This is a genomic window from Arsenicicoccus bolidensis DSM 15745 (genome assembly GCF_000426385.1).
Classification (GTDB): domain Bacteria; phylum Actinomycetota; class Actinomycetes; order Actinomycetales; family Dermatophilaceae; genus Arsenicicoccus; species Arsenicicoccus bolidensis.
On sequence record NZ_AUFG01000031.1, the window covers coordinates 1 to 20,115 of the forward strand.

Sequence of the window (20,115 nt, forward strand, 5' to 3'; positions counted from 1 at the left end):
CGCCCGAATTCGCGGCCATCCATGGTCTCGGCGGCCATCCCTGGTCTCGACGAGCGTCGTCCGTCTGGTGCTGCAGCTCGAGACGGGGGATGCAGGCCAAGACGGGGGACGACGGCGAAGACGGTGGACGGAGGGTCGCACGCCGGGGGAGTCAGGACAGGCGGGTCAGGACAGGCGGGTCAGGGCAGGCGGGTCAGGGCAGGCGGGTCAGGACAGGCGGGTCAGGGCAGGCGGGTCAGGGCAGGCGGGTCAGGGCAGGCGGGTCAGGGCAGGCGGGTCAGGACAGGACAGGCGGGCTGGGGGCAGGACGTGCGAGCGCCCGACCCCGCGTGGGGCCGGGCGCTCCCGGCATACGGCCGAGGCCTGAGGTCAGTGCATGCCACCCGGCGCGGGCTCGACGAGCTCGACCAGCACGCCACCGGCGTCCTTGGGGTGGATGAAGTTGATGCGCGACCCCGCCGTCCCGCGCTTGGGCTCGGGGTAGAGCAGGCGCAGGCCGCGCTCCTTCAGCGTCGCGCACACGTCGTCGATGGACTCGACGCGGTAGGCCATCTGCTGCATGCCGACGCCGGACTTGTCGATGAACTTGGCGATCGTGCTCTGCTCGTTGAGGGGGGCGAGCAGCTGGATGTGGGAGGTCGAGTCGCCGACCGCCATCATCGCCTCGGCGACGCCCTGCTCCTCGTTGACCTCGCGGTGGGCCATCGTCATGCCGTACTTCGTCTCGTAGAACTCGATGGCCTCGTCGAGGTCGCGGACCGCGATGCCGACGTGGTCGATGTGCGTGAACAGTCCCTGCAGCGTGTTGTCAGCCATGCCTCCAGCCTAGGACCGGGGGTCTGCGGCCACTCACCCGGGGGCCGACCGGCGGCGCGGTATGACGAGGCTCACGTCCCCGCACGACGCGACGCCCGTCACCCTCCGCAGGGCGGGGCGCCGGCACCTGGATAAGGTGGGCGGGCACGAGCCTGACCCACCACCGCTGCTGGAGGCCTCTTCAATGTCCGCAACTGCCAGTCCGTCCGTCATCGTGGCCGGCGCCCGGACCCCGATGGGCCGGCTCATGGGCTCCCTCAAGGGGTTCTCCGGGGCCGACCTCGGCGCCGTCGCCATCAAGGGTGCGCTCGACAAGTCCGGCGTGGCTCCCGACCAGGTCGAGTACGTCATCATGGGCCAGGTCCTCGGTGCCGGCGTCGGTCAGATCCCCGCCCGCCAGGCCGCCGTCAAGGCCGGCATCCCGATGAGCGTCCCCGCCGTGACGGTCAACAAGGTGTGCCTGTCCGGGCTCGACGCGATCGCCCTGGCCGACCAGCTGATCCGCGCGGGGGAGTTCGACGTGATCGTGGCCGGCGGCCAGGAGTCGATGACCAACGCGCCTCACCTGCTCGCCAAGTCGCGCGACGGCTTCAAGTACGGCGACGCCACCCTGGCCGACTCGATGGTGGTCGACGGCCTGTGGGACGTCTTCACCGAGCAGCCGATGGGCCTGCTGACCGAGGCGGAGAACTCCGGCGACCTGGCGGTGTCCCGCGAGGAGCAGGACGCGTTCGCCGCGCGCTCGCACCAGCTGGCCGCGGCCGCGTGGGAGGCCGGTCGGTATGACGAAGAGGTCGTGCCCGTCACGATCCCGCAGCGCAAGGGCGACCCGATCGAGTTCCGCACCGACGAGGGCGTGCGCGGCGACACGACGACGGAGTCCCTCGGCAAGCTGCGTCCGGCCTTCACCAAGGACGGCACGATCACCGCCGGCACGGCCTCGCAGATCTCCGACGGCGCCGCCGCCGTGGTCGTCATGAGCAAGGCCAAGGCCGAGGAGCTCGGCCTCACCTGGATCGCCGAGATCGGCGCGCACGGCAACGTCGCCGGCCCCGACTCGTCCCTGCAGCAGCAGCCCGCCAACGCGATCGCCGCCGCCTGCCGCAAGGAGGGCATCGCCCCCACCGACCTCGACCTGATCGAGATCAACGAGGCCTTCGCGGCCGTGGGGATCGCCTCGACGCGCGAGCTCGGCGTGGACGCCGACAAGGTCAACGTCGACGGCGGCGCGATCGCGCTCGGCCACCCGCTCGGCATGTCCGGCGCCCGCATCGTGCTGCACCTCGCCCTGGAGCTGGGACGCCGCGGCGGCGGCACCGGCGTGGCCGCGCTGTGCGGTGGCGGCGGCCAGGGTGACGCGCTGATCATCAAGGTCGCCCAGTAGTCGCCCAGTAGCAGACCCGCCGGGGGCAGAGGCATCGACCGGCCTTCGCACCGCAGGCTGATGCCTTCGCCCCCGGTAGGTACGACCACGCCGCTCGCCAGCACGAGCGGCGCACCACGCAGGAGGAGCTGACAACCGTGTCCCGCCAGGTCGACATCCCGTCCCTCGTCGAGCAGGCCCGCGCCGGCCGCCCCCGCGCGGTCGCCCGCCTCATCTCGATGGTGGAGGACGCCCATCCGGCGCTGCGCGAGGTGATGGCGGCGCTCGCGCCCCACACCGGGCACGCCCACGTCATCGGGATCACCGGCTCCCCGGGCGTCGGCAAGTCGACCTCCACCAACGCGCTCGTCACCGCGCTGCGCCAGCGGGACCTGCGCGTCGGGGTCCTCGCCGTGGACCCGTCGTCGCCGTTCTCCGGCGGCGCGCTCCTCGGCGACCGCATCCGCATGGCCGACCACGTGCTCGACCCGCAGGTCTACATCCGCTCGATGGCCTCCCGCGGTCACCTCGGCGGCCTGTCCTGGACCACGCCGCAGGCGTTGCGGGTCCTCGACGCCGCGGGCTGCGACGTGATCCTCGTCGAGACCGTCGGCGTCGGGCAGAGCGAGGTCGAGGTCGTGGGGCTGGCCGACACGACGATCGTCCTGCTGGCGCCGGGGATGGGCGACGGCATCCAGGCCGCCAAGGCCGGGATCCTCGAGATCGGCGACGTCTTCGTGGTCAACAAGGCCGACCGCGACGGCGCCGACAACACCGTGCGCGACATCCGCCACATGATCTCGCTCGGCGACCGCACCGAGGCCGGGCTGTGGCGGCCACCGGTCATCAAGACCGTCGCCCACAAGCACGAGGGCGTCGATGAGGTCGTCGAGGCGCTCGACAAGCACGTCGCGTGGATGACCGACAAGGGCGTCCTGCGCCAGCGACGCCTCAAGCGGGCGACCGACGAGATCGAGTCGATCGTCATCAAGGGCCTGCGCGAGCGCATGGGTGACCTGCGTGGCGACCACGGCATGGAGGCCCTGGCCGCGGCCGTGGTCGACGGCCTGAGCGACCCCTACGCCGCGGCCGACCAAGTCATCGGCGACCTGACGTGACGTGACCTGGCCCGAGCCGATCGGCCACAGCCGACCGGGGTCGGACGGGTTCTCGTCCGAGGTCACCAGCAGTTTCGTTGTGCCGTATGCCGATCCACGGGCCCCCCGTCACGATGTCCGATTCGTCACGCGATGCCCACCCGCGGTTGCGTACAGTGGTGAGGTGCCCTTCACCCTCGCCCACCCCGCTCTGGTGCTGCCGCTGCGCCGCAGCGGCCTGCCGCTGACCGCGCTGGTGGCCGGATCGCTGTCTCCCGACGTGCCGCTCTACGTCCCCGGCGGGTTGCTGGGCAGCCGTGACGAGGGGCACTCGTGGACGCACACCTGGTTCGGTCTCGCGGTGTTCGACCTGCCCGTCGGCATCCTGATGGTCGTCGCCTGGACCTACCTGCTCGCCGAGCCGCTGCGTGACGCCGCCCCCGACGCCCTGCGGGACCGGCTGCGCCGCCGCCGCGCCCTCCCTCGCTCCGCGTGGTGGTCGGTCCCGCTCGCGGTGCTGCTCGCCAACCTGGGTCACCTGGGCTGGGACCAGTTCACGCACGAGCCGAGCTGGACGACGACGCGGGTGCCCTTCCTCAACCAGGTCGTCGCGGGCATCCCGGTGGCTCGTTGGCTCATGTATGCCTTCTCCGTCCTCGGCCTGGTCGCGATCGCGTGGGTGATGTGGCGCGAGCTGCGGGACCGGCGGGTGCATCGCACGCCCCGGCTGCGACCCGACCTGGCCCCGTGGATCGTGCGCGCCCCCGTCATCGTCGCGGCGGCGCTCGCGGTCCGCACGATGATCACGGTGGGCCCCTACATGGGGACCCACGCCTTGCTCTACTACATGCTCACGTCAGGCATCGCGGCGGGTGCCGCGGTCCTGCTGGTGCTCTGCGTCGTGTGGCAGCTCGTGGCGCCGGTGGACGGGCCGGACGGGTCGGGCCGGCCCGACGCCATCGTCCCAGCCGACGACCGCAGCATCGACCGCGCCCACGAACGCACCCCCGACCAGGCGCGCTGAGGCCTCGCCCTAGGATCGAGGCATGCTCTTCGCCTTCTCGATCGCTCCCGCCACCGCCGCCGACGAGACCGGCTCGGTCTCCGACGCGGTCGCCGACGTCATCGCGGTGGTCCGCGACTCTGGCCTGTCCCATCGCACGGACGCGATGTTCACCACGATCGAGGGCGAGTGGGACGAGTGCATGGCGGTGATCAAGCGCGCGTGCGACGCCTGCGCCGAGCGCAGCCCCCGCGTCAGCCTCGTCCTCAAGGCCGACCTGCGCCCGGGCCGGACGGGCGAGCTCGACGGCAAGCTGGAGCGCCTCGAGGCCAAGCTCGCCGACCGCCCCTCGTGATCGCCGAGCCCGAGCAGCTGGCTGACGCGTTCGTCGAGGCCTGGAACGACCACGACCCCGACGCCCTGGCAGACCTGTTCACCGCCGACGCGGACTTCGTCAACGTCGTGGGGCTGTGGTGGCGCGACCGGGCGGGGATCAGGGGAGCGCACGCCTACGGCTTCCAGCGGATCTTCGGGCAGAGCCGTATGACGCTCCGCCGTCGTCGCGTCCGCCGCCTCGGCGAGGTCGCCGTGGTCGTGGCGCAGTGGTCGCTGACCGGTCAGCTCTCGCCGGCGGGGGAGCCGGCCGGCGAGCGTCGCGGCGTGCTGACCCTCGTCGGACGCCGCGGCCAGGACGGGTGGCGCGCCGTCAGCGCCCACAACACCGACACGGTCCCCGGCGTGGAGACGCACGTCGCGGGGGACGGCGGGCTCGACCCGACCGACTACCGTGAGCCGCGCGAGGGAGGGCGACGATGACCGACATCCTCGTGGTGCTGGCGCTGCTCGTCGGCCTGACCGTGCTCGCGACGCTCGTCCTGTCCTGGCGGCGGCACCGCTCCCACCTGCCCGAGGGGCTCGTCGCGGTGGGGGTGCTCGCGGTGGTGGCGGGCATGCTCGGCTGGGGAGCCTGGATCACCAGCCACGACGTGGACTCCTCCGTCGTGGCCGTGCAGGGCGGCGACCGGTGCCGCGTGACCTGGGTGGACCCCACGGACGCCACGCTCCGGGAGACGGACGTCGACTGCTCGGCCGACGACGACACGCCGCTGGGCCCCTCGGACGACCTTCGGATCAAGGCGCACACCGGCCTGCTGACGGGCACGGCGGTGTCGCACGAGGGGCCGACGACCTACGGCCTGCGGTTCTGGGTGCCGGGCCTCGGCACGGCGCTCGCCCTCGTCGGCCTCGTCCTGGTGCAGCGCCGCGCGAGGGGCTGACCCCGCCGAACGCCGGGCGCCGCGGCATACGGCCCTCTATCCTGCCCAGGTGACCGCCCCCCTCAACCTGCCGTTCGACCCGATCGCCCGCGCCGAGAGCTCGTGGCGCGAACGCTGGGGCGAGGCCGCGCCGTCCCGGCAGATGGCGACGGCCACGAGCCTGCTGCGGGTTGCGCAGATGCTCACGACGGCCTTCGACCAGGCGTGCGCGCAGCACGGGCTGACCTTCGCGCGCTACGAGGCGCTGGTGCTGCTGACCTTCGGCCGCGACAGCGGGCTGCCGATGAGCGTCATCGGGGAACGGCTCATGGTCCACCCGACCAGCGCCACGAGCATCGTCCAGCGGCTCGAGGCACAGGGATTCGTGCAGCGGGTGCCCAACCCGGCGGACGGTCGCGGCACGCTCGCCCAGATCACCGACGAGGGCCGCGCGGTGATGGAGGCGGCGACGCAGGACCTGCACGAGCTGGACTTCGGGCTGGACGTGCTGACGACGCACGAGCACGAGCAGCTGTTCGCCCTGCTGCGGCGGGTGCGCGTGGCTGGTGGCGACTTCACCTCGTGAGACCTCGGGCTTCGAGAGGAGCCCGAGGCGCCTGACGCGATCCACGACGCCAGCATGGTGACATTTACTAGGACGTCCTAGTAAATTGGGGCCCATGACCATCCAGGAGACCCAGCGCAGCGCCTCCGCCGCACCCGCCGCCGACTCGCCCGAGCGTCGCCGCGACGGGCGTCGCCGGTGGCAGGAGCGGTACGACGAGGCCGTGGCCAAGGGCCGCATCCGCACCGCCGACTTCACCACCCTGTCCGGCGTCGAGGTCGACCCGGTCTACGGCCCCACCGACGAGCAGGCCGCCGCCGACGAGCGCATGGACCGCATCGGCTGGCCCGGCGAGTTCCCCTACACCCGAGGGCTGCACGCGACGGGCTACCGCGGGCGCAGCTGGACGATCCGCCAGTTCGCCGGGTTCGGCAACGCGGTGCAGACCAACGAGCGCTACAAGATGATCCTGGCGCGCGGCGGCGGTGGCCTCTCGGTCGCCTTCGACATGCCGACCCTCATGGGCCGCGACTCCGACGACCCGATGAGCCTCGGCGAGGTCGGCCACTGCGGCGTCGCCATCGACTCGGCGTCCGACATGGACGTCCTGTTCAGCGACATCCCCATGGGCGACACCACCACCTCGATGACGGTCTCCGGGCCCGCCGTCCCGGTCTTCTGCATGTACCTCGTGGCCGCCGAGCGCCAGGGCGTCGACATCTCGACCCTCAACGGCACGCTGCAGACGGACATCTTCAAGGAGTACATCGCGCAGAAGGAGTGGCTGTTCGCCCCCGAGCCGCACCTGCGCCTCATCGGCGACCTGATGGCCTACTGCGACGAGAACATCAAGGCCTACAAGCCGCTCTCGGTCTCCGGCTACCACATCCGCGAGGCCGGCTCCACGGCCGCGCAGGAGCTCGCGTTCACCCTCGCCGACGGCTTCGGCTACGTCGAGCTCGGCCTCTCGCGAGGCCTGGACATCAACTCGTTCGCCCCGGGCCTGTCCTTCTTCTTCGACTCCCACGTCGACTTCTTCGAGGAGATCGCCAAGTTCCGCGCGGCCCGCCGCATCTGGGCGCGCTGGATGCGCGACGTCTACGGCGCCACCTCCGACAAGGCGATGCAGCTGCGCTTCCACACGCAGACGGCCGGGGTGTCCCTCACCGCCCAGCAGCCCTACAACAACGTCGTGCGCACCGCCGTCGAGGCGCTCGCCGCGGTCCTGGGCGGCACCAACTCGCTGCACACCAACGCGCTCGACGAGACCCTCGCCCTCCCGACCGAGCAGTCCGCGGAGATCGCGCTGCGCACACAGCAGGTGCTCATGGAGGAGACCGGCATCACCAATGTCGCCGACCCGCTGGGCGGTTCGTGGTACGTCGAGGCCCTGACCGACACGATCGAGGCCGAGGCGGAGGCGATCTTCACCCGCATCCTGTCGATGGGCAAGGTCCCGGTCGAGTCCTCCGACAAGGCCAGGCTGGCCGAGGTCGTCCGCGACAACGTCGGCGTCGCCGAGGGCGGTCTGTGGCCGATGACGTCCGGCATCCTGCGCGGCATCGAGGAGGGCTGGTTCATGTCCGAGATCGGGGACGCGGCCTTCACGCACCAGCTGGCGCTCGAGTCGGGCCAGAAGCGCATCGTCGGCGTCAACTGCCTCACCGAGTCGGTCAGCTCCGAGCTCGACATCCTGCGCGTCTCGCACGAGGTGGAGCGCGAGCAGGTGGCCGCGCTCGGCCAGCGTCGCGCGGGGCGCAACGAGGAGATCGCGGCCGACGCCGTCCGGCGGATGGTCGAGGTGTCCCGCACCTCGGACAACATGATCCCGGCGATGCTCGACGCGGTCCGCGCCGAGGCGACGCTGGGCGAGATCTGCGACGCGCTGCGCGACGAGTGGGGCATCTACCGCGAGCCTGCTCGCTTCTGATCCCGCTCGTGCCGGATCGAGCGCGGCGTCCGGTTACCCGGCAGCGGACCGGGTGCGACACAATGCCCGTATGACGTCGCAGCCGTTCTCCAACGCCGCCGCTCGTGGTGCGGTCGACCTGTCCGGACTCAGCCAGCAGCCCGCCGGCGCCCCCGCCCAGGGTGGGGGCGCCCGCCAGGGCTCCCCGGTCGTGGTGGAGGCCACCGAGGCCACGATCCAGCAGATCATGCAGCAGTCGGTCAGCGTGCCGTCCGTGCTGCTCGTGTGGAGCGCCACCCGGGGCGGCCAGGAGGTCGTCGCCGACTTCGCCGCCGTCGCCGAGGCCAGCGGTGATCGGTTCGTGCTCGCGACGGTCGACGTCGACAGCAACCCCGGCCTCGCGCAGGCGCTGCAGGTGCAGCAGATCCCCATGGCGGTCGGCCTGCTCCAGGGCCAGCCCGTGCCGCTGTTCGTCGGCAGCCAGCCCAAGGCCGTCATCCAGCAGTACGTCGACGAGCTGCTCAAGGTCGCCGTCGCCAACGGCATCACCGGCCGGGTCGACGTGGGGGAGCAGGCCGACCCCGACGCCGAGGTCCCGATGTCGCCGGAGCACGAGGAGGCCTTCACCGCCCTCGAGCGCGGTGACTTCGAGGGCGCCCGGGCGGCATACGACAAGGCCCTGGCCAAGGACCCCCAGGACCGCGACGCCCAGGTGGGCAAGGCCCAGGTCGACCTGCTCGAGCGCACCACCGGTGTCGACCTGCAGGCCGCCCGCCAGGCCGCGGCCGACGACCCGTCCGACGTGGGCGCGCAGCTGCTCGTGGCCGACCTCGACGTCATGGGCGGGCACGTGGAGGACGCCTTCCTGCGGCTCGTCGACCTGGTGCGCACGCTGGCCGGCGACGACCGCGAGACGGTCCGCCTGCACCTGATCACCCTCTTCGACGTCGTGGGCAACGACGACCCGCGCGTCAAGAAGGGCCGCACGTCCCTCATGTCCGCCCTCTTCTGACCTACCTCAGGTAGGCACGTCCGCCGGGGTTGGCACCCCAGGTCGATGTGACTACCTCAGGTAGATCCGCCCACGACGTCCCCGACACACCCAGGAGCGCCGATGCCCGACCTGCAGCCGGTCTACGACGAGCTCGTCCGTCGACTGTCGGTGCACGGGGACGTGTTCCGCACGACCGACAACGTCACGGAGGCCAACTGCGACGGCGGTCGCAAGGAGGCGCAGGCGCCCGACCCCGGCAGCTACCTGCTGCTCGGCGCGCCGTTTCGCAACTACTCCGACGGGATCTCCTTCGCCGGGGTCCGGCTCGGCAAGCGCTATGTCAGCTATCACCTGATGTGCGCCTACCTGCGGCCCGAGACGGTCGCCGACATGTCGCCGGAGCTGCGCAAGAGGATGCAGGGCAAGTCCTGCTTCACCTTCACCAAGGTCGACGAGGCGTTGTTCGACGAGCTCGACGAGATCACCCGCCGGGGTCGGGACCACTTCGCCGCCGAGGGCCTGACCCTCCGCTGATGGGGCAGGACGCGACCGACGAGGAGCGCCGGCGCCTGCGGGCGGTGGCCCATCCGCTGCGCCTGCGGATGCTGTCGCTCCTGACCGGGGCCGAGCTCAGCGCCACCGAGGTGTCGCGCGAGCTCGACATCACCCAGGCCAACGCGAGCTATCACCTGCGGGCGCTCCTGGGGGCGGGGCTGATCGAGGTGGCGTCCGAGGAGCGGGTCCGCGGCGGTATGACGGTCCGCTACCGCCACCCCTGGGACCGTGAGGGGCGGACGGGCCCGGACGAGGACGGGTCCTTCCTCGCGGCGGTGGTGCAGGAGCTGGGCCGCCGCAGCCTGATGCGCGACGCGTCGGCCCCCGGCCACGTCACGGACGCCGAGGTCTGGCTGCCGCAGCAGGCGTGGGACGAGGTGCTCGAGGGGATGCGCGAGCTGTCGCGCACGGTGCACGCCCGGGCCGTGCCGCCCCGGACGGAGGGCGCGGTGTCCGTCGACGTCACGCTGGTGGCGTTCCGGATGGAGCAGGATCGCAGCGCAGGTCCCGGACGTCCTTGACCAGGAGCGTGGCGAGGCCGATCGCGGCGTAGGCGGCAGCCGACCACAGCAGCACCGCGTGCGGGTCGTGCCGGGTGCCGCGCCAGCCGAAGGTCAGCTGCCCGATGGGCATGGCGACGAATCCGCCCAGCATGTCGTAGGCAGAGACCCTGGAGAGCAGGTGCTCGGGGATCTGGTCGGTCAGGGCGAGGTTCCACCCCACACCGAAGGTCTCGATGCCGATGCCGATGCCGCCGAGCACGGCCGCCGCCAGCAGGGGCCACACCTCCGCCTGGAGCCCGAGCATCGTGAGCGGGAGGGCGAAGGCCGTGATGCCCGCCATGCCCACGAGCAGCGGACGGCGCAGGGGGACCCGTAGCCACAGGACGGTGATCAGGACCGTGCCGACGGCTTCCGCGCTCACGACCAGGCCCCAGCCGTGGGCGCCGAGGTGGGGGTCGGAGCTGGCGACGACGGGACCGAGCACGCTCCAGGCGCCCGTGTGGATGGCGTTGAGCACGCCGAAGACGACCACGACCACCCACAGCCAGCGGCGGGACCGCACGGCGCCCCACCCCTCCTTGAGCTCCTGCAGCATGGTCGTGGGTTCGCCGGTCGGTGGGCGGTGGGGGAGGCGCAGCCTGGCCAGGCAGGCGAGGGCCACGAGATAGGTGGCCGCGTCGATCGCCAGGGCCCAGCCCGCGCCGGCGGTGACGACGAGCAACGCCCCCAGCGTCGGACCGAGGACGAACAGCCCGTTACGGCTGAAGGCGACGAGCGAGTTGGCTTGCTGCAGAGCCGATCTCGGCACCACCTGCGGGATGATGCCCTGCATCGCGGGCATGGTGAACGCCGAGACGGCGCCGTTGAGCGACTCGAGCACCAGGATGTGCCAGACCTCGGCCTGTCCGGTGATCAGCAGGTATGCCGCAGCGCCCTGCGTGGCGGCGGTCAGGGCGTGGGAGACCTGCAGCACGAGTCGGCGGGAGAACCGGTCCCCGACCGCTCCGCCGAGCAGCAGGCACGGGCACAGCGCGACGGTCCGCGCCGCGAGGACCTGCGCCAGCGCCGTCGCGTCGCCGATCTCCAGCACCGCGAACGCCAGGGCCACACCCACCATGCTGGTCCCGAGCCACGAGACGGATCGGGCCGTGAAGTACCACGCGAAGGACGGCAGGCGCAGGACGTCGACGGCGGGCATGCGCCCAACCTAGGGGCGCGCCCGGCATACCGTCAAGCAGTTGTTTGGGGGTCAGCGGGTGGCGTGCCCGCCATCCCACTCCATCATGGTCTTGCCGCTCGAGTCCCGGGCGCCCAGCGAGCGATAGGTCGCCAGGGCAGCCTCGTTGTCGGTGTCCGTGACCGTCCACAGAGCGCTGCAGCCACGCTCGGTCGCGATCGCCTGCAGCTCGCGGAGCAGGGCGGAGGCGATGCCGCGGCGCTGCTGCGCGGGGTCCACGGCCAGCTCGTAGACGAACATCTCGGTGCCCTTGTCGGGGTGGCCCATCTCGACCCCGCTGACGAACCCGACCGGCCGATAGCCCTCGATCGCCAGCACGAGGTGGTGCCCGGGCATCTCGAGGAACCGTCGCGCGCCCTCCTCGGTGGGCGGGGTGCCGAACAGGTCGCCGGCGGCCAGCACCAGCAGCGCGTCGCGGTGGCCGAGACGCGTCAGTCGCAGCGAGCTCATCGGGCGGCGGCCTCGCGCTCGTCGCGGGGCAGGCAGGTGATCATCGCCTCGGCCACCTGGTCGACCGCAGTGGGGGAGCCGGCGACGTGCCAGGTGTGTCCCCCGACCGGCACCAGCCGCGTCACGCCGCCGGCGGCCTCCACGAGCGCCTGTCCGGGATACCAGTCCCAGGGGTGGCAGTCCGCTTGGTACCACACGCCCACGCGGCTGTCGGCGGTCCAGGCGAGGTCGACCGACGCCGAGCCGAGCATGCGGACCGTCGCGCACAGCCGGGTCGCCTCGGCCCACGGCGCGATCATCTCGGGCCGGCCGAACCTCGTCGGGTGCAGGTAGGTCGCCGCGCTGACCAGGTCGAGCGACAGGTCGCGGACCGGGCCGACGGGCACGCCGTTGCACGTCGTCGGGTGGTCGCGACCCCCCAGCCAGAGCTGGTCGCTCTCGGGGTGGTAGACGGCGCCGAGGATCGGTCCCTCGGCGTCGACGAGGGCGAGCGCGGAGCACCAGTGCGTCATGCCGTGCAGGAAGTTGTAGGTCCCGTCGACCGGGTCGATGAACCACGTGCGGCCGCTCGTGGCCGGGGCGCTCGTCCCCTCCTCGCCGACGAGGCCGTCGTCGGGTCGCTCGGCCCGCAGCCGCGAGCCCACGAGCTCCTCCGCCGCGTGGTCGGCGGCGGTGACCACGTCCGACACCGAGGTCTTGCGGGTCCCCTCGAGGCCCGCGCCGCGCATCTCGAGCGCCAGCGTGCCGGCGGAGCGGACCAGGTCGGCGGCGAGGGCGAGGTCGTCGGCAGAGGTCATGGGGGTCAGCCTAGTGGTGCCGCGGGGGGTGCACCCGCCCGCGCTCACGACCTCGCGCGCACCCCGCGGTATGACGAGAGCCCGGCCGCATCGCGGGGATCCGCGACGCGGCCGGGCTCCGGCATACGGTCAGGACCGCCGTCGGGCGTCGGTCACTGTCCCAGGGCGGCGGAGACGACCGCCCGCGCCTCCTCCTGGACCTGCGCGAGGTGCTCCGGGCCCTTGAAGGACTCGGCGTAGATCTTGTAGACGTCCTCGGTGCCGGACGGGCGGGCCGCGAACCACGCGGACTCCGTCGTCACCTTGAGGCCGCCGATCGCCGCGCCGTTGCCCGGCGCCTCCGTCAGCTTGGCCGTGATCGGCTCTCCCGCAAGGGACTCCGCGGCAACGTCCGACGGGGAGAGCGCCTTGAGCTTGGCCTTCTGCTCGCGGTTGGCCGGGGCGTCGACGCGGGCGTAGGCCGGGTCGCCGTGGCGGGCCACCAGCTCGGCGTAGTGCTGCGACGGGGACTTCCCGGTCTTGGCCTGGATCTCGCTGGCGAGCAGGGCCAGGATGATGCCGTCCTTGTCGGTCGACCACACGGACCCGTCGAAGCGCAGGAAGGACGCGCCCGCCGACTCCTCGCCGCCGAACGGACCGGAGCCGTCGAGCAGCCCGGGCACGAACCACTTGAAGCCCACCGGCACCTCGACGAGCCGCCGCCCGAGGTCGGCCGCGACGCGGTCGATCATCGACGACGAGACCAGCGTCTTGCCGATGAACCCGTCGGCGGGCCAGTCGGGTCGGCCGCCGCCGTAGAGGTACTGGATCGCCACGGCGAGGTAGTGGTTGGGGTTCATCAGGCCGCCGTCCGGCGTGACGATGCCGTGCCGGTCGGAGTCCGCGTCGTTGCCGGTCGCGATGTCATAGCTGTCCTTCTGCGCGATGAGCGAGGCCATCGCGGAGGGGGAGGAGCAGTCCATCCGGATCTTCTCGTCCCAGTCGAGGGTCATGAACCGCCAGGTCGGGTCGACGAGCGGGTTCACCACGGTCAGGTCGAGGCCGTAGTGCTCACCGATGGCGCCCCAGTAGTCCACCGCCGCGCCGCCGAGCGGGTCCGCGCCGATGCGGACGCCCGCCTCCTTGATCGCGGCCAGGTCGATGACGTTGGCGAGGTCCTCGACGTAGATGCGCTTGAACTCGTAGGGCTCGCACGCGGCCCGGGCCTCGGCGAACGGCACGCGCTTGACGCCCTCGAGCCCGGCCTTGATGTAGTCGTTGGCCCGCTCGGCGATCCAGCCCGTCGCGTCGGTGTCGGCGGGTCCGCCGTGCGGCGGGTTGTACTTGAAGCCACCGTCGCTCGGCGGGTTGTGCGAGGGGGTGACGACGATGCCGTCGGCGAGGCCGCTGTCGGCGGGCAGGTCGTCGACGCCCGAGATCTTGCCCTGGTTGGCCCGCAGGATGGCGTGCGAGACCGCCGGGGTCGGGGTGTAGCGGTCCTCCGCGTCCACCATCACGTGCACGTCGTTGGCCACGAGGACCTCCAGCGCCGACGCCCAGGCCGGCTCGGACAGGCCGTGCGTGTCGCGCCCGATGAACAGCGGGCCGTCGAAGCCCTGCTCGGTGCGGTAGTCCACGATCGCCTGCGTCGTCGCCAGGATGTGGTCCTCGTTGAACGCGGTCCGCAGGCTGCTCCCGCGGTGCCCGGACGTCCCGAACGCGACCTGCTGGTCGATGTCGTCAGGGTCCGGCTTGCCGGTGTAGTAGGCGGTCACGAGGTGGGCCACGTCCACCAGGTCACGGGGCTCGGCGGGCTGTCCTGCACGGTTGGCGGTCATGGTTCCTATCCTGGCAGGGATGCCGCACCCGGGCATCCGGGCGCGGTGAGAGCCGTATGCCGCCCACCGCCGTCACGCGGGGTGACGGCGGCGGACGGCATACGGTCAGGTGCTGGTCAGGTGTTGGTCAGGTGCTGCGCCCGTCACAGGACCGCGCAGGTGCTGACCTGCGGCAGGCCCCCGAACCTCGCCTCGAAGAACGGGAGGGCGAGCGCCGAGGTGCTGAGGATGCCCCCCACGTGGGCCGGGGCGAGCAGCGGGCGGAAGGACACGTTGGCGCCCTTGGCGCACCAGTCCTTGGCCAGCTGCTTGCCGACGGGGTAGGGGATGACGTCGTCGGACACGGAGTGCGTGATCATCACCGGGGCGTTGGGCTTGCGGTTGCCGATCCGGTTGTCCGCCAGGATGCTTCGCAGCGGCTCCTCACCGAAGGAGGACGTGAACGGCAGCCCGTCCTTGGTGAGCGTCGCGCTCTTGACGAACGCCAGGTCGAACAGGCCTGTCACGCAGTTCTGCTCGACCTTGGGCAGGAGGGCGACGCCCTTGTCGTTGAGGATCGACGCCGGGTCGACGTGGTAGGCCGCGAAGAGTCCGGCCGTCGCGTAGAGCTCGAACGCGGAGTAGAGCGTCCCGTCGATCTTGGCGGGGACCGCGCTGGACAGGTCGGCGGGGGGTGCTCCGGCGACGGTGCCCTTGACCTTGAGCTCCGGGCGCCACCGCCCTGCGAGTAGCCGGACAGGCCGATCGGCGTGGAGGTGTCCGTGCCGGGGAAGCCTGCCCGCTGCGCGGCGCGTGCAATGTCGAGCACCGCGTGGCCCTGGGCCTCGCGCACCATGTAGGTGTGCGTGCCCGGTCCCGAGCCCCTGGTAGTCGGTCAGGGCGACCGTGTAGCCGCGGAAGAGCAGGTCCTTGAAGAACAGCGTCTCGTACTCCGACATCGCCTTGAGCTGGCGGGACGGGGCGCACGAGTCGCCCATGCCCTGGGTGCCGGCGGCAAAGCTGATGATCGGGTGCTAGCCCGGGCCGATCCAGGGCGTCTTGGGCGAGACCATGACGCCGGTGACGGCGATCGAGTTGCCCTCGCGGTCCTTGGAGGAGTACATGACGCGGCGGGCGTCGAAGGTGAGGGAGGAGGAGTCCAGGGGGTCGAGGACGTTGTCGGCCTTCTGCGTGCGGATGATGGTGCCGGGCGTGCTGGGGATCTGGGCGGGCGGCTCGTAGAACGCGGGGCGAGCGGGCTCGGGGGAGTCGCTCAGGGTGCTGGCGCCGGCGGTGCCGGGGATCGCGTGCTCGTCCGCCGAGGCGATCGCCGGGGCGATGGCGACGAGGGTGGCGGCGAGGACGGCGGTCGCGGCGGTGCGACGGCGGGGCAGGGCAGAGGACAACGGTGTCTCCTGTCGGGAGGGGTGAGGTGTCGTGAGGCTACCCGCCGGTAGGCCTCTTTGCCTATACCTTGCTACTCACCAGTTCGCATGACCATGCGGCGAGTGCCCTGCCGCCCTTCTCGACCCTGAGCACGCGAGAGGGGCCCCGCCGTGCTGGTGGGGCCCCTCCGGTCGTATGCCGTGCCGGCGCCGGCTCAGACCTGCGTCTCGCCCGGGGTGGCGTCCAGCTCGGGCCGCGAGGCCGCGTCGGCACCGATCTCGGTCGACGTCGACGTCGAGGCCGAGGCTGACGTCGAGGTCAGCTCGGGGCGCTCCTGCCGCCGCACCGCCGTGGGCTCTGCCGGGACGGGGGTCTCCGCGCTGAACCACACCGTCGCGAGCGGCGGCACCGTGATCTCGGCGGAGTAGGGGAGCCCGTGCCAGGGGATCTCCTCGGCGACGACCTGGCCGAGGTTGCCGACCCCGGAGCCGGCCCACTCGGTCGCGTCGGTGTTGAGCACCTCGCGCCAGACGCCCGGGTGGGGCAGGCCGATGCGGTACTGGTGGTGCGGGCCGCCCGAGAAGTTGGACACGCAGGCCACCGCGGGACGGCCCTCGCCCTCGTCCTTGCCGTAGCGCAGGAACGAGAACACGTTGCCCTGAGCGTCGCTGGCGTCGATCCAGCGGAAACCCTCACCGGACGTGTCGAGCTGCCACAGGGCGGGCGACTCGCGGTAGGTGCCGTTCATCGACTTGACCATCTGGTGGACCGAGAGGTGCCACGGCTGGTCCAAGAGCCACCAGTCCAGGCTCTGCGCGTCGGCCCACTCGGCCTCCTGCGCGAACTCCTGGCCCATGAACAGCAGCTTCTTGCCGGGGTGGGCCCACATGAAGCCGAGGTAGGCGCGCAGGTTGGCGAGCTGCTGCCAACGGTCGCCGGGCATCTTGCGGAGCAGGGAGCCCTTGCCGTAGACGACCTCGTCGTGCGAGATCGGCAGCACGAAGTTCTCGCTGAACGCGTAGACCATGCCGAAGGTCATCTCGCCGTGGTGGTACTGCCGGTAGATGGCCTCGTGCTCGACGTAGTCGAGGGTGTCGTGCATCCAGCCCATGTTCCACTTGAAGCCGAAGCCCAGTCCGCCGATCTCGGTGGGTCGGGTGACGCCCGGCCAGGACGTGGACTCCTCGGCGATGACCATGGCGCCGGGGTGGTGCTTGTAGACCGTCGCGTTGGTCTCCTGCAGGAGCTGCACGGCGTCGAGGTTCTCCCGGCCGCCGTACTGGTTGGGCAGCCACTCGCCCTCGTTGCGGGAGTAGTCGAGGTAGAGCATCGACGCCACCGCGTCGACCCGCAGGCCGTCGATGTGGAACTCCTCGAGCCAGTAGAGCGCGTTGGCGACGAGGAAGTTGCGCACCTGCGGACGACCGAAGTCGAACACGTGGGTGCCCCAGTCGGGCTGGTCGCCGCGGCGGGGGTCCGGGTGCTCGTAGAGCGCCTCGCCGTCGAACTTCGCCAGGGCGAAGGCGTCCTTCGGGAAGTGCGCCGGGACCCAGTCGAGGATGACGCCGACACCGGCCTGGTGCAGCGCGTCCACGAGGTGGCGGAACTCGTCGGGCGAGCCGAAGCGCGAGGTCGGGGCGTAGTAGCCGGTGACCTGGTAGCCCCAGGACGGGCCGTAGGGGTGCTCGGCGACGGGGAGGAACTCCACGTGGGTGAAGCCGAGGTCGTTGACGTAGGCGACGAGCTGGTCCGCGAGCTCGGTGTAGGACAGCCCCAGCCGCCACGAGCCCAGGTGGACCTCGTAGATGCTCATGGGCTGCTCGTGGCGCTGCGTGGCGTCGCGCTCGGTGATCCAGGCCTCGTCGGACCAGCGGTAGGTCGACTCGTCGACGACCGACGCGGTGGCCGGCGGGATCTCGGTGCGCCGCGCCATCGGGTCGGCCTTGGCGCGCCACTGGCCGTCCTTGCCGAGGATCTCGTACTTGTAGCGGGTGCCGGGCTCCACGCCGGGGATGAACAGCTCCCACAGGCCCGAGCCACCGAGCGACCGCATCGGGTGGCCCTGGGAGTCCCACGTGTTGAAGTCGCCGGCGACGCGGACGGTGCGGGCGTTGGGCGCCCAGACGGCGAAGCTGGTGCCCCGCGTCGTGCCGAGCGGGCCGTCGTAGGACCGGACGTGCGAGCCCAGGACGTCCCACAGCTGCTCGTGGCGTCCCTCGGAGATGAGGTGGATGTCGACCTCGCCGAGGGTCGGCCAGAAGCGGTAGGGGTCGTCGACCGTGTGCTTGAACCCGTCGCCGTAGTCCACCGCCACGCGGTAGTCGGGCACCTGGTCGGCCTCGATGGTGGCGGTCCAGACACCCTCGTGCTCGTGCTGGAAGGGGACGACCCGGCCGTCGAGGACGAGGCCGACCGTCGCGGCCCGCGGCTTGAAGGTGCGCACGGTGACGACGCCCTCGCCCTGGTGCGGCCCGAGGACCGAGTGCGGGTCGTGGTGGTGACCGTGGACGAGCCGGTTGATCTCGTCCGTGTGCACGGGGACCGGACGGGGCCCGGTCTGCGTCACGGACCGCGCGGGTGCGGCGGCCTGGGTGGACGTGCTGGTCTCGGTGGACGTGCCGGTCTCGGTGGACGCGCTGGCCTCGGTGGACATGGCTGCCGCGGCGCGGGAGCGAACCTCCTGGGCGGCGGAGCCCGCGGCGTTGCGCGCGGCCTCGCCGACCTGCGAGGCCACGGCTGCGCCGACGGCGCCCACGACGCCGGAGACCGCACCGAGCAGTCGCGAGCGGTCACCGCGGTCGCTGTCCTTCGTCGGCCTCTCGTGGCGCGTGCTGCCGGAGCCGGTCGCGCTGGCGCTGTCGGCCGAGGGAGCGACCGTGCTGGGGGTGCTGGGCGCGCTGGCGCTGTCGGCCGACTCGTCGGTGCGGGGTGCGTCGTGGTCCTTCATCGTTGTTCCCTTCGCTGCAGCCACCAGGCGCTCGACGGCGCCGGTGGGGATGGGGAGCCACGAGGGACGGTTGCGTGCCTCGTAGACCACTTCGTACAGGGCCTTGTCGAGCTCCATGGCGCGCAGCACCTCGGGCTCGTGGCGGGGGTCGCGACCGGTGGCGTCGGCGTAGCCGTCGAGGAAGGCCTCGCGGGCGGCGTGCGCCCAGGCGGCGGCGGTCTCGGACCGGCTCGCGTCCTCCTGCGCGACCGAGCCGGCCGCGTAGTCGAAGGACCGGAGCATGCCGGCCACGTCGCGGACGGCCAGGTCGGGGACGTTGCGCTCGGCGAGCGGGCGCAGGGGCTCGCCCTCGAAGTCGAGCAGCACCCAGCCGCGCTCGGGCACGTCGAGGACCTGCCCCAGGTGGTAGTCGCCGTGGATGCGCTGCAGCAGCGGCCAGTCGGCGTCGCGGGCGGCGGCGAGGATCGCGTCGACCTCGGCCTCCTGCTCGCGCAGCGGCGGGTGGGCCTCGGCGGCCAGGATCCAGCGGCTGCGCATCGACAGCGCCAGGGTGCGGTGGTCCTCGTCGGTGGCCTCGGCGGTCTCCATCGCCTCGACGAGCGTGCGGTGCACCTCGCCGGTGGCGACGCCGAGGGCGCGGGCGCGCTCGGAGAAGTCGGTGCCGGTGCTCGCGGCCTCGAGCGCGACGCGCCAGGCGTCGCGGACGTCGGGCAGGAACTCCTGGGCGAACGCGAGGTGGCCGCGGACGTCGTGCCCGTTGTCGGTCCAGCGCCCGCGCAGCGAGCCGAGGGGCCTCGGGACCAGCGTCGAGCCGGCCTCGGCGAGGGCGGTCTGCACCGTGACGTCGGGGTTGTCGCCGGCCGACAGCACGCGGAACACCTTGACGATCAACGGTGCCGGGGCACCGTCCGCGTCGTCCGCGGTGACGATGATCGAGGTGTTGGACTGCTCGCCGGCCAGCACCTTGGCGCTGCGTATGGCGACGCGCCCGACCTCTGCGACGGGGCTGCCCTGCGCGCCGGTGTCGACCTTGCCGTGGTCCGGGGTGGCCTCGGTGTCGCCCTCGACGATGGTGCGGACGAGCTCGGCGACGTAGACGGGGTCGTGCGGTGCGTCGTAGACGTAGCGCGTGCCGAGCACCGAGTGCTCCATCGTGCCGACGAGCGCGTGCTCACCACCCTCGAGCGGGGTCGCGCGATAGGTGAGGGGCACCTGGTAGAGCACGGGAGGCTCGGCCGCGGTGTCGCGGACCAGCAGCGTCTCGATGCCGACCTCGCCCTCGGGGTCCTGGAAGCGGTAGCCGCCGACCCGCGCGAACTGGGGGCCGTCCTCGGAGCCCTTGCCGATGAACCACCGCTGCTCGCCGATCCACGCCTGCAGGGCCTCGAGCTTGGTCGGCTCCAGCGTGGCCCCGGCCTCGATCTTGCACGTGCCTGCCATC

19 protein-coding genes are annotated in these 20,115 nt (G+C 72.0%); 11 read left to right on the forward strand and 8 right to left on the reverse strand.

The features are described from left to right. Positions 1 to 369: 369 nt before the first annotated feature. On the reverse strand, positions 370 to 816 hold the full coding sequence (gene mce, locus K313_RS0114650; protein WP_019285631.1) for a methylmalonyl-CoA epimerase: 447 nt from the start codon (positions 814 to 816) through the stop codon (positions 370 to 372). A gap of 184 nt (positions 817 to 1,000) precedes the next feature. On the opposite strand from mce, the gene K313_RS0114655 reads away from it, so the two are divergent. The 11 genes from K313_RS0114655 to K313_RS0114705 all read left to right on the forward strand — a co-directional run bounded on the left by K313_RS0114655 (position 1,001) and on the right by K313_RS0114705 (position 10,079). Beyond that, complete coding sequence (locus K313_RS0114655) at positions 1,001 to 2,200, forward strand: acetyl-CoA C-acetyltransferase (RefSeq protein ID WP_029212237.1); 1,200 nt, start codon at positions 1,001 to 1,003, stop codon at positions 2,198 to 2,200. Between the two features lie 137 nt (positions 2,201 to 2,337). After that, positions 2,338 to 3,297: a methylmalonyl Co-A mutase-associated GTPase MeaB gene (gene meaB / locus K313_RS0114660; protein ID WP_029212238.1), complete on the forward strand. Its 960-nt coding sequence runs from the start codon at positions 2,338 to 2,340 to the stop codon at positions 3,295 to 3,297. A gap of 163 nt (positions 3,298 to 3,460) precedes the next feature. Beyond that, entirely contained in the window at positions 3,461 to 4,300 is an 840-nt protein-coding gene (locus K313_RS22540) for a DUF4184 family protein (protein WP_029212239.1), read from the forward strand. A 22-nt stretch (positions 4,301 to 4,322) separates the two neighbouring features. Then, the gene (locus K313_RS0114670; RefSeq protein ID WP_029212240.1) at positions 4,323 to 4,634 is read left to right on the forward strand and encodes a thiamine-binding protein; all 312 of its coding nucleotides are present in this window, start codon (positions 4,323 to 4,325) and stop codon (positions 4,632 to 4,634) included. After that, positions 4,631 to 5,095, forward strand: coding sequence for a YybH family protein (locus K313_RS0114675; protein ID WP_029212241.1), 465 nt, complete (start codon positions 4,631 to 4,633; stop codon positions 5,093 to 5,095). The genes K313_RS0114670 and K313_RS0114675 overlap by 4 nt, the downstream gene beginning before the upstream one ends. Further along, positions 5,092 to 5,556 carry a hypothetical protein gene (locus K313_RS0114680; RefSeq protein ID WP_029212242.1) on the forward strand — a complete coding sequence of 155 codons (465 nt, stop codon included), beginning with the start codon at positions 5,092 to 5,094 and terminating at the stop codon, positions 5,554 to 5,556. Before K313_RS0114675 ends, K313_RS0114680 begins: the two co-directional genes overlap by 4 nt. A 49-nt stretch (positions 5,557 to 5,605) precedes the next feature. Continuing rightward, the gene (locus K313_RS0114685) at positions 5,606 to 6,121 is read left to right on the forward strand and encodes a MarR family winged helix-turn-helix transcriptional regulator (RefSeq protein ID WP_029212243.1); all 516 of its coding nucleotides are present in this window, start codon (positions 5,606 to 5,608) and stop codon (positions 6,119 to 6,121) included. A gap of 94 nt (positions 6,122 to 6,215) precedes the next feature. Continuing rightward, a complete protein-coding gene (locus tag K313_RS0114690; protein WP_029212244.1) occupies positions 6,216 to 8,030 on the forward strand; it encodes a coenzyme B12-dependent isobutyryl-CoA mutase large subunit in 1,815 nt (604 codons plus the stop codon). Between the two features lie 70 nt (positions 8,031 to 8,100). Beyond that, positions 8,101 to 9,021 carry a co-chaperone YbbN gene (locus K313_RS0114695; RefSeq protein WP_019285623.1) on the forward strand — a complete coding sequence of 307 codons (921 nt, stop codon included), beginning with the start codon at positions 8,101 to 8,103 and terminating at the stop codon, positions 9,019 to 9,021. A gap of 102 nt (positions 9,022 to 9,123) precedes the next feature. Continuing rightward, entirely contained in the window at positions 9,124 to 9,537 is a 414-nt protein-coding gene (locus K313_RS22545) for a hypothetical protein (RefSeq protein WP_019285622.1), read from the forward strand. Next, on the forward strand, positions 9,537 to 10,079 hold the full coding sequence (locus K313_RS0114705) for an ArsR/SmtB family transcription factor (RefSeq protein WP_029212245.1): 543 nt from the start codon (positions 9,537 to 9,539) through the stop codon (positions 10,077 to 10,079). Before K313_RS22545 ends, K313_RS0114705 begins: the two co-directional genes overlap by 1 nt. On the opposite strand, the gene K313_RS0114710 is transcribed toward K313_RS0114705, so the two are convergent. From K313_RS0114710 to glgB, 7 genes are all read right to left on the reverse strand, one after another. After that, on the reverse strand, positions 10,021 to 11,259 hold the full coding sequence (locus tag K313_RS0114710; RefSeq protein WP_029212246.1) for an MFS transporter: 1,239 nt from the start codon (positions 11,257 to 11,259) through the stop codon (positions 10,021 to 10,023). The genes K313_RS0114705 and K313_RS0114710 overlap by 59 nt on opposite strands. 51 nt (positions 11,260 to 11,310) lie before the next feature. Continuing rightward, the gene (locus K313_RS0114715) at positions 11,311 to 11,748 is read right to left on the reverse strand and encodes a GNAT family N-acetyltransferase (RefSeq protein WP_156911413.1); all 438 of its coding nucleotides are present in this window, start codon (positions 11,746 to 11,748) and stop codon (positions 11,311 to 11,313) included. Next, positions 11,745 to 12,545 carry an inositol monophosphatase family protein gene (locus K313_RS0114720; RefSeq protein WP_029212248.1) on the reverse strand — a complete coding sequence of 267 codons (801 nt, stop codon included), beginning with the start codon at positions 12,543 to 12,545 and terminating at the stop codon, positions 11,745 to 11,747. The genes K313_RS0114715 and K313_RS0114720 overlap by 4 nt, the downstream gene beginning before the upstream one ends. Before the next feature lie 152 nt (positions 12,546 to 12,697). Then, positions 12,698 to 14,362: a phosphoglucomutase (alpha-D-glucose-1,6-bisphosphate-dependent) gene (pgm, locus tag K313_RS0114725; protein WP_029212249.1), complete on the reverse strand. Its 1,665-nt coding sequence runs from the start codon at positions 14,360 to 14,362 to the stop codon at positions 12,698 to 12,700. Positions 14,363 to 14,505: 143 nt separating this feature from the next. Then, complete coding sequence (locus tag K313_RS24580) at positions 14,506 to 15,339, reverse strand: lipase family protein (RefSeq protein ID WP_051274159.1); 834 nt, start codon at positions 15,337 to 15,339, stop codon at positions 14,506 to 14,508. A gap of 36 nt (positions 15,340 to 15,375) precedes the next feature. Next, positions 15,376 to 15,747, reverse strand: coding sequence for a hypothetical protein (locus K313_RS24585; RefSeq protein WP_051274160.1), 372 nt, complete (start codon positions 15,745 to 15,747; stop codon positions 15,376 to 15,378). Positions 15,748 to 15,941: 194 nt separating this feature from the next. Then, positions 15,942 to 20,114, reverse strand: a complete 4,173-nt coding sequence (gene glgB, locus K313_RS0114735) for a 1,4-alpha-glucan branching protein GlgB (RefSeq protein WP_029212250.1) — start codon at positions 20,112 to 20,114, stop codon at positions 15,942 to 15,944. Between the last annotated feature and the right edge of the window lies 1 nt (position 20,115).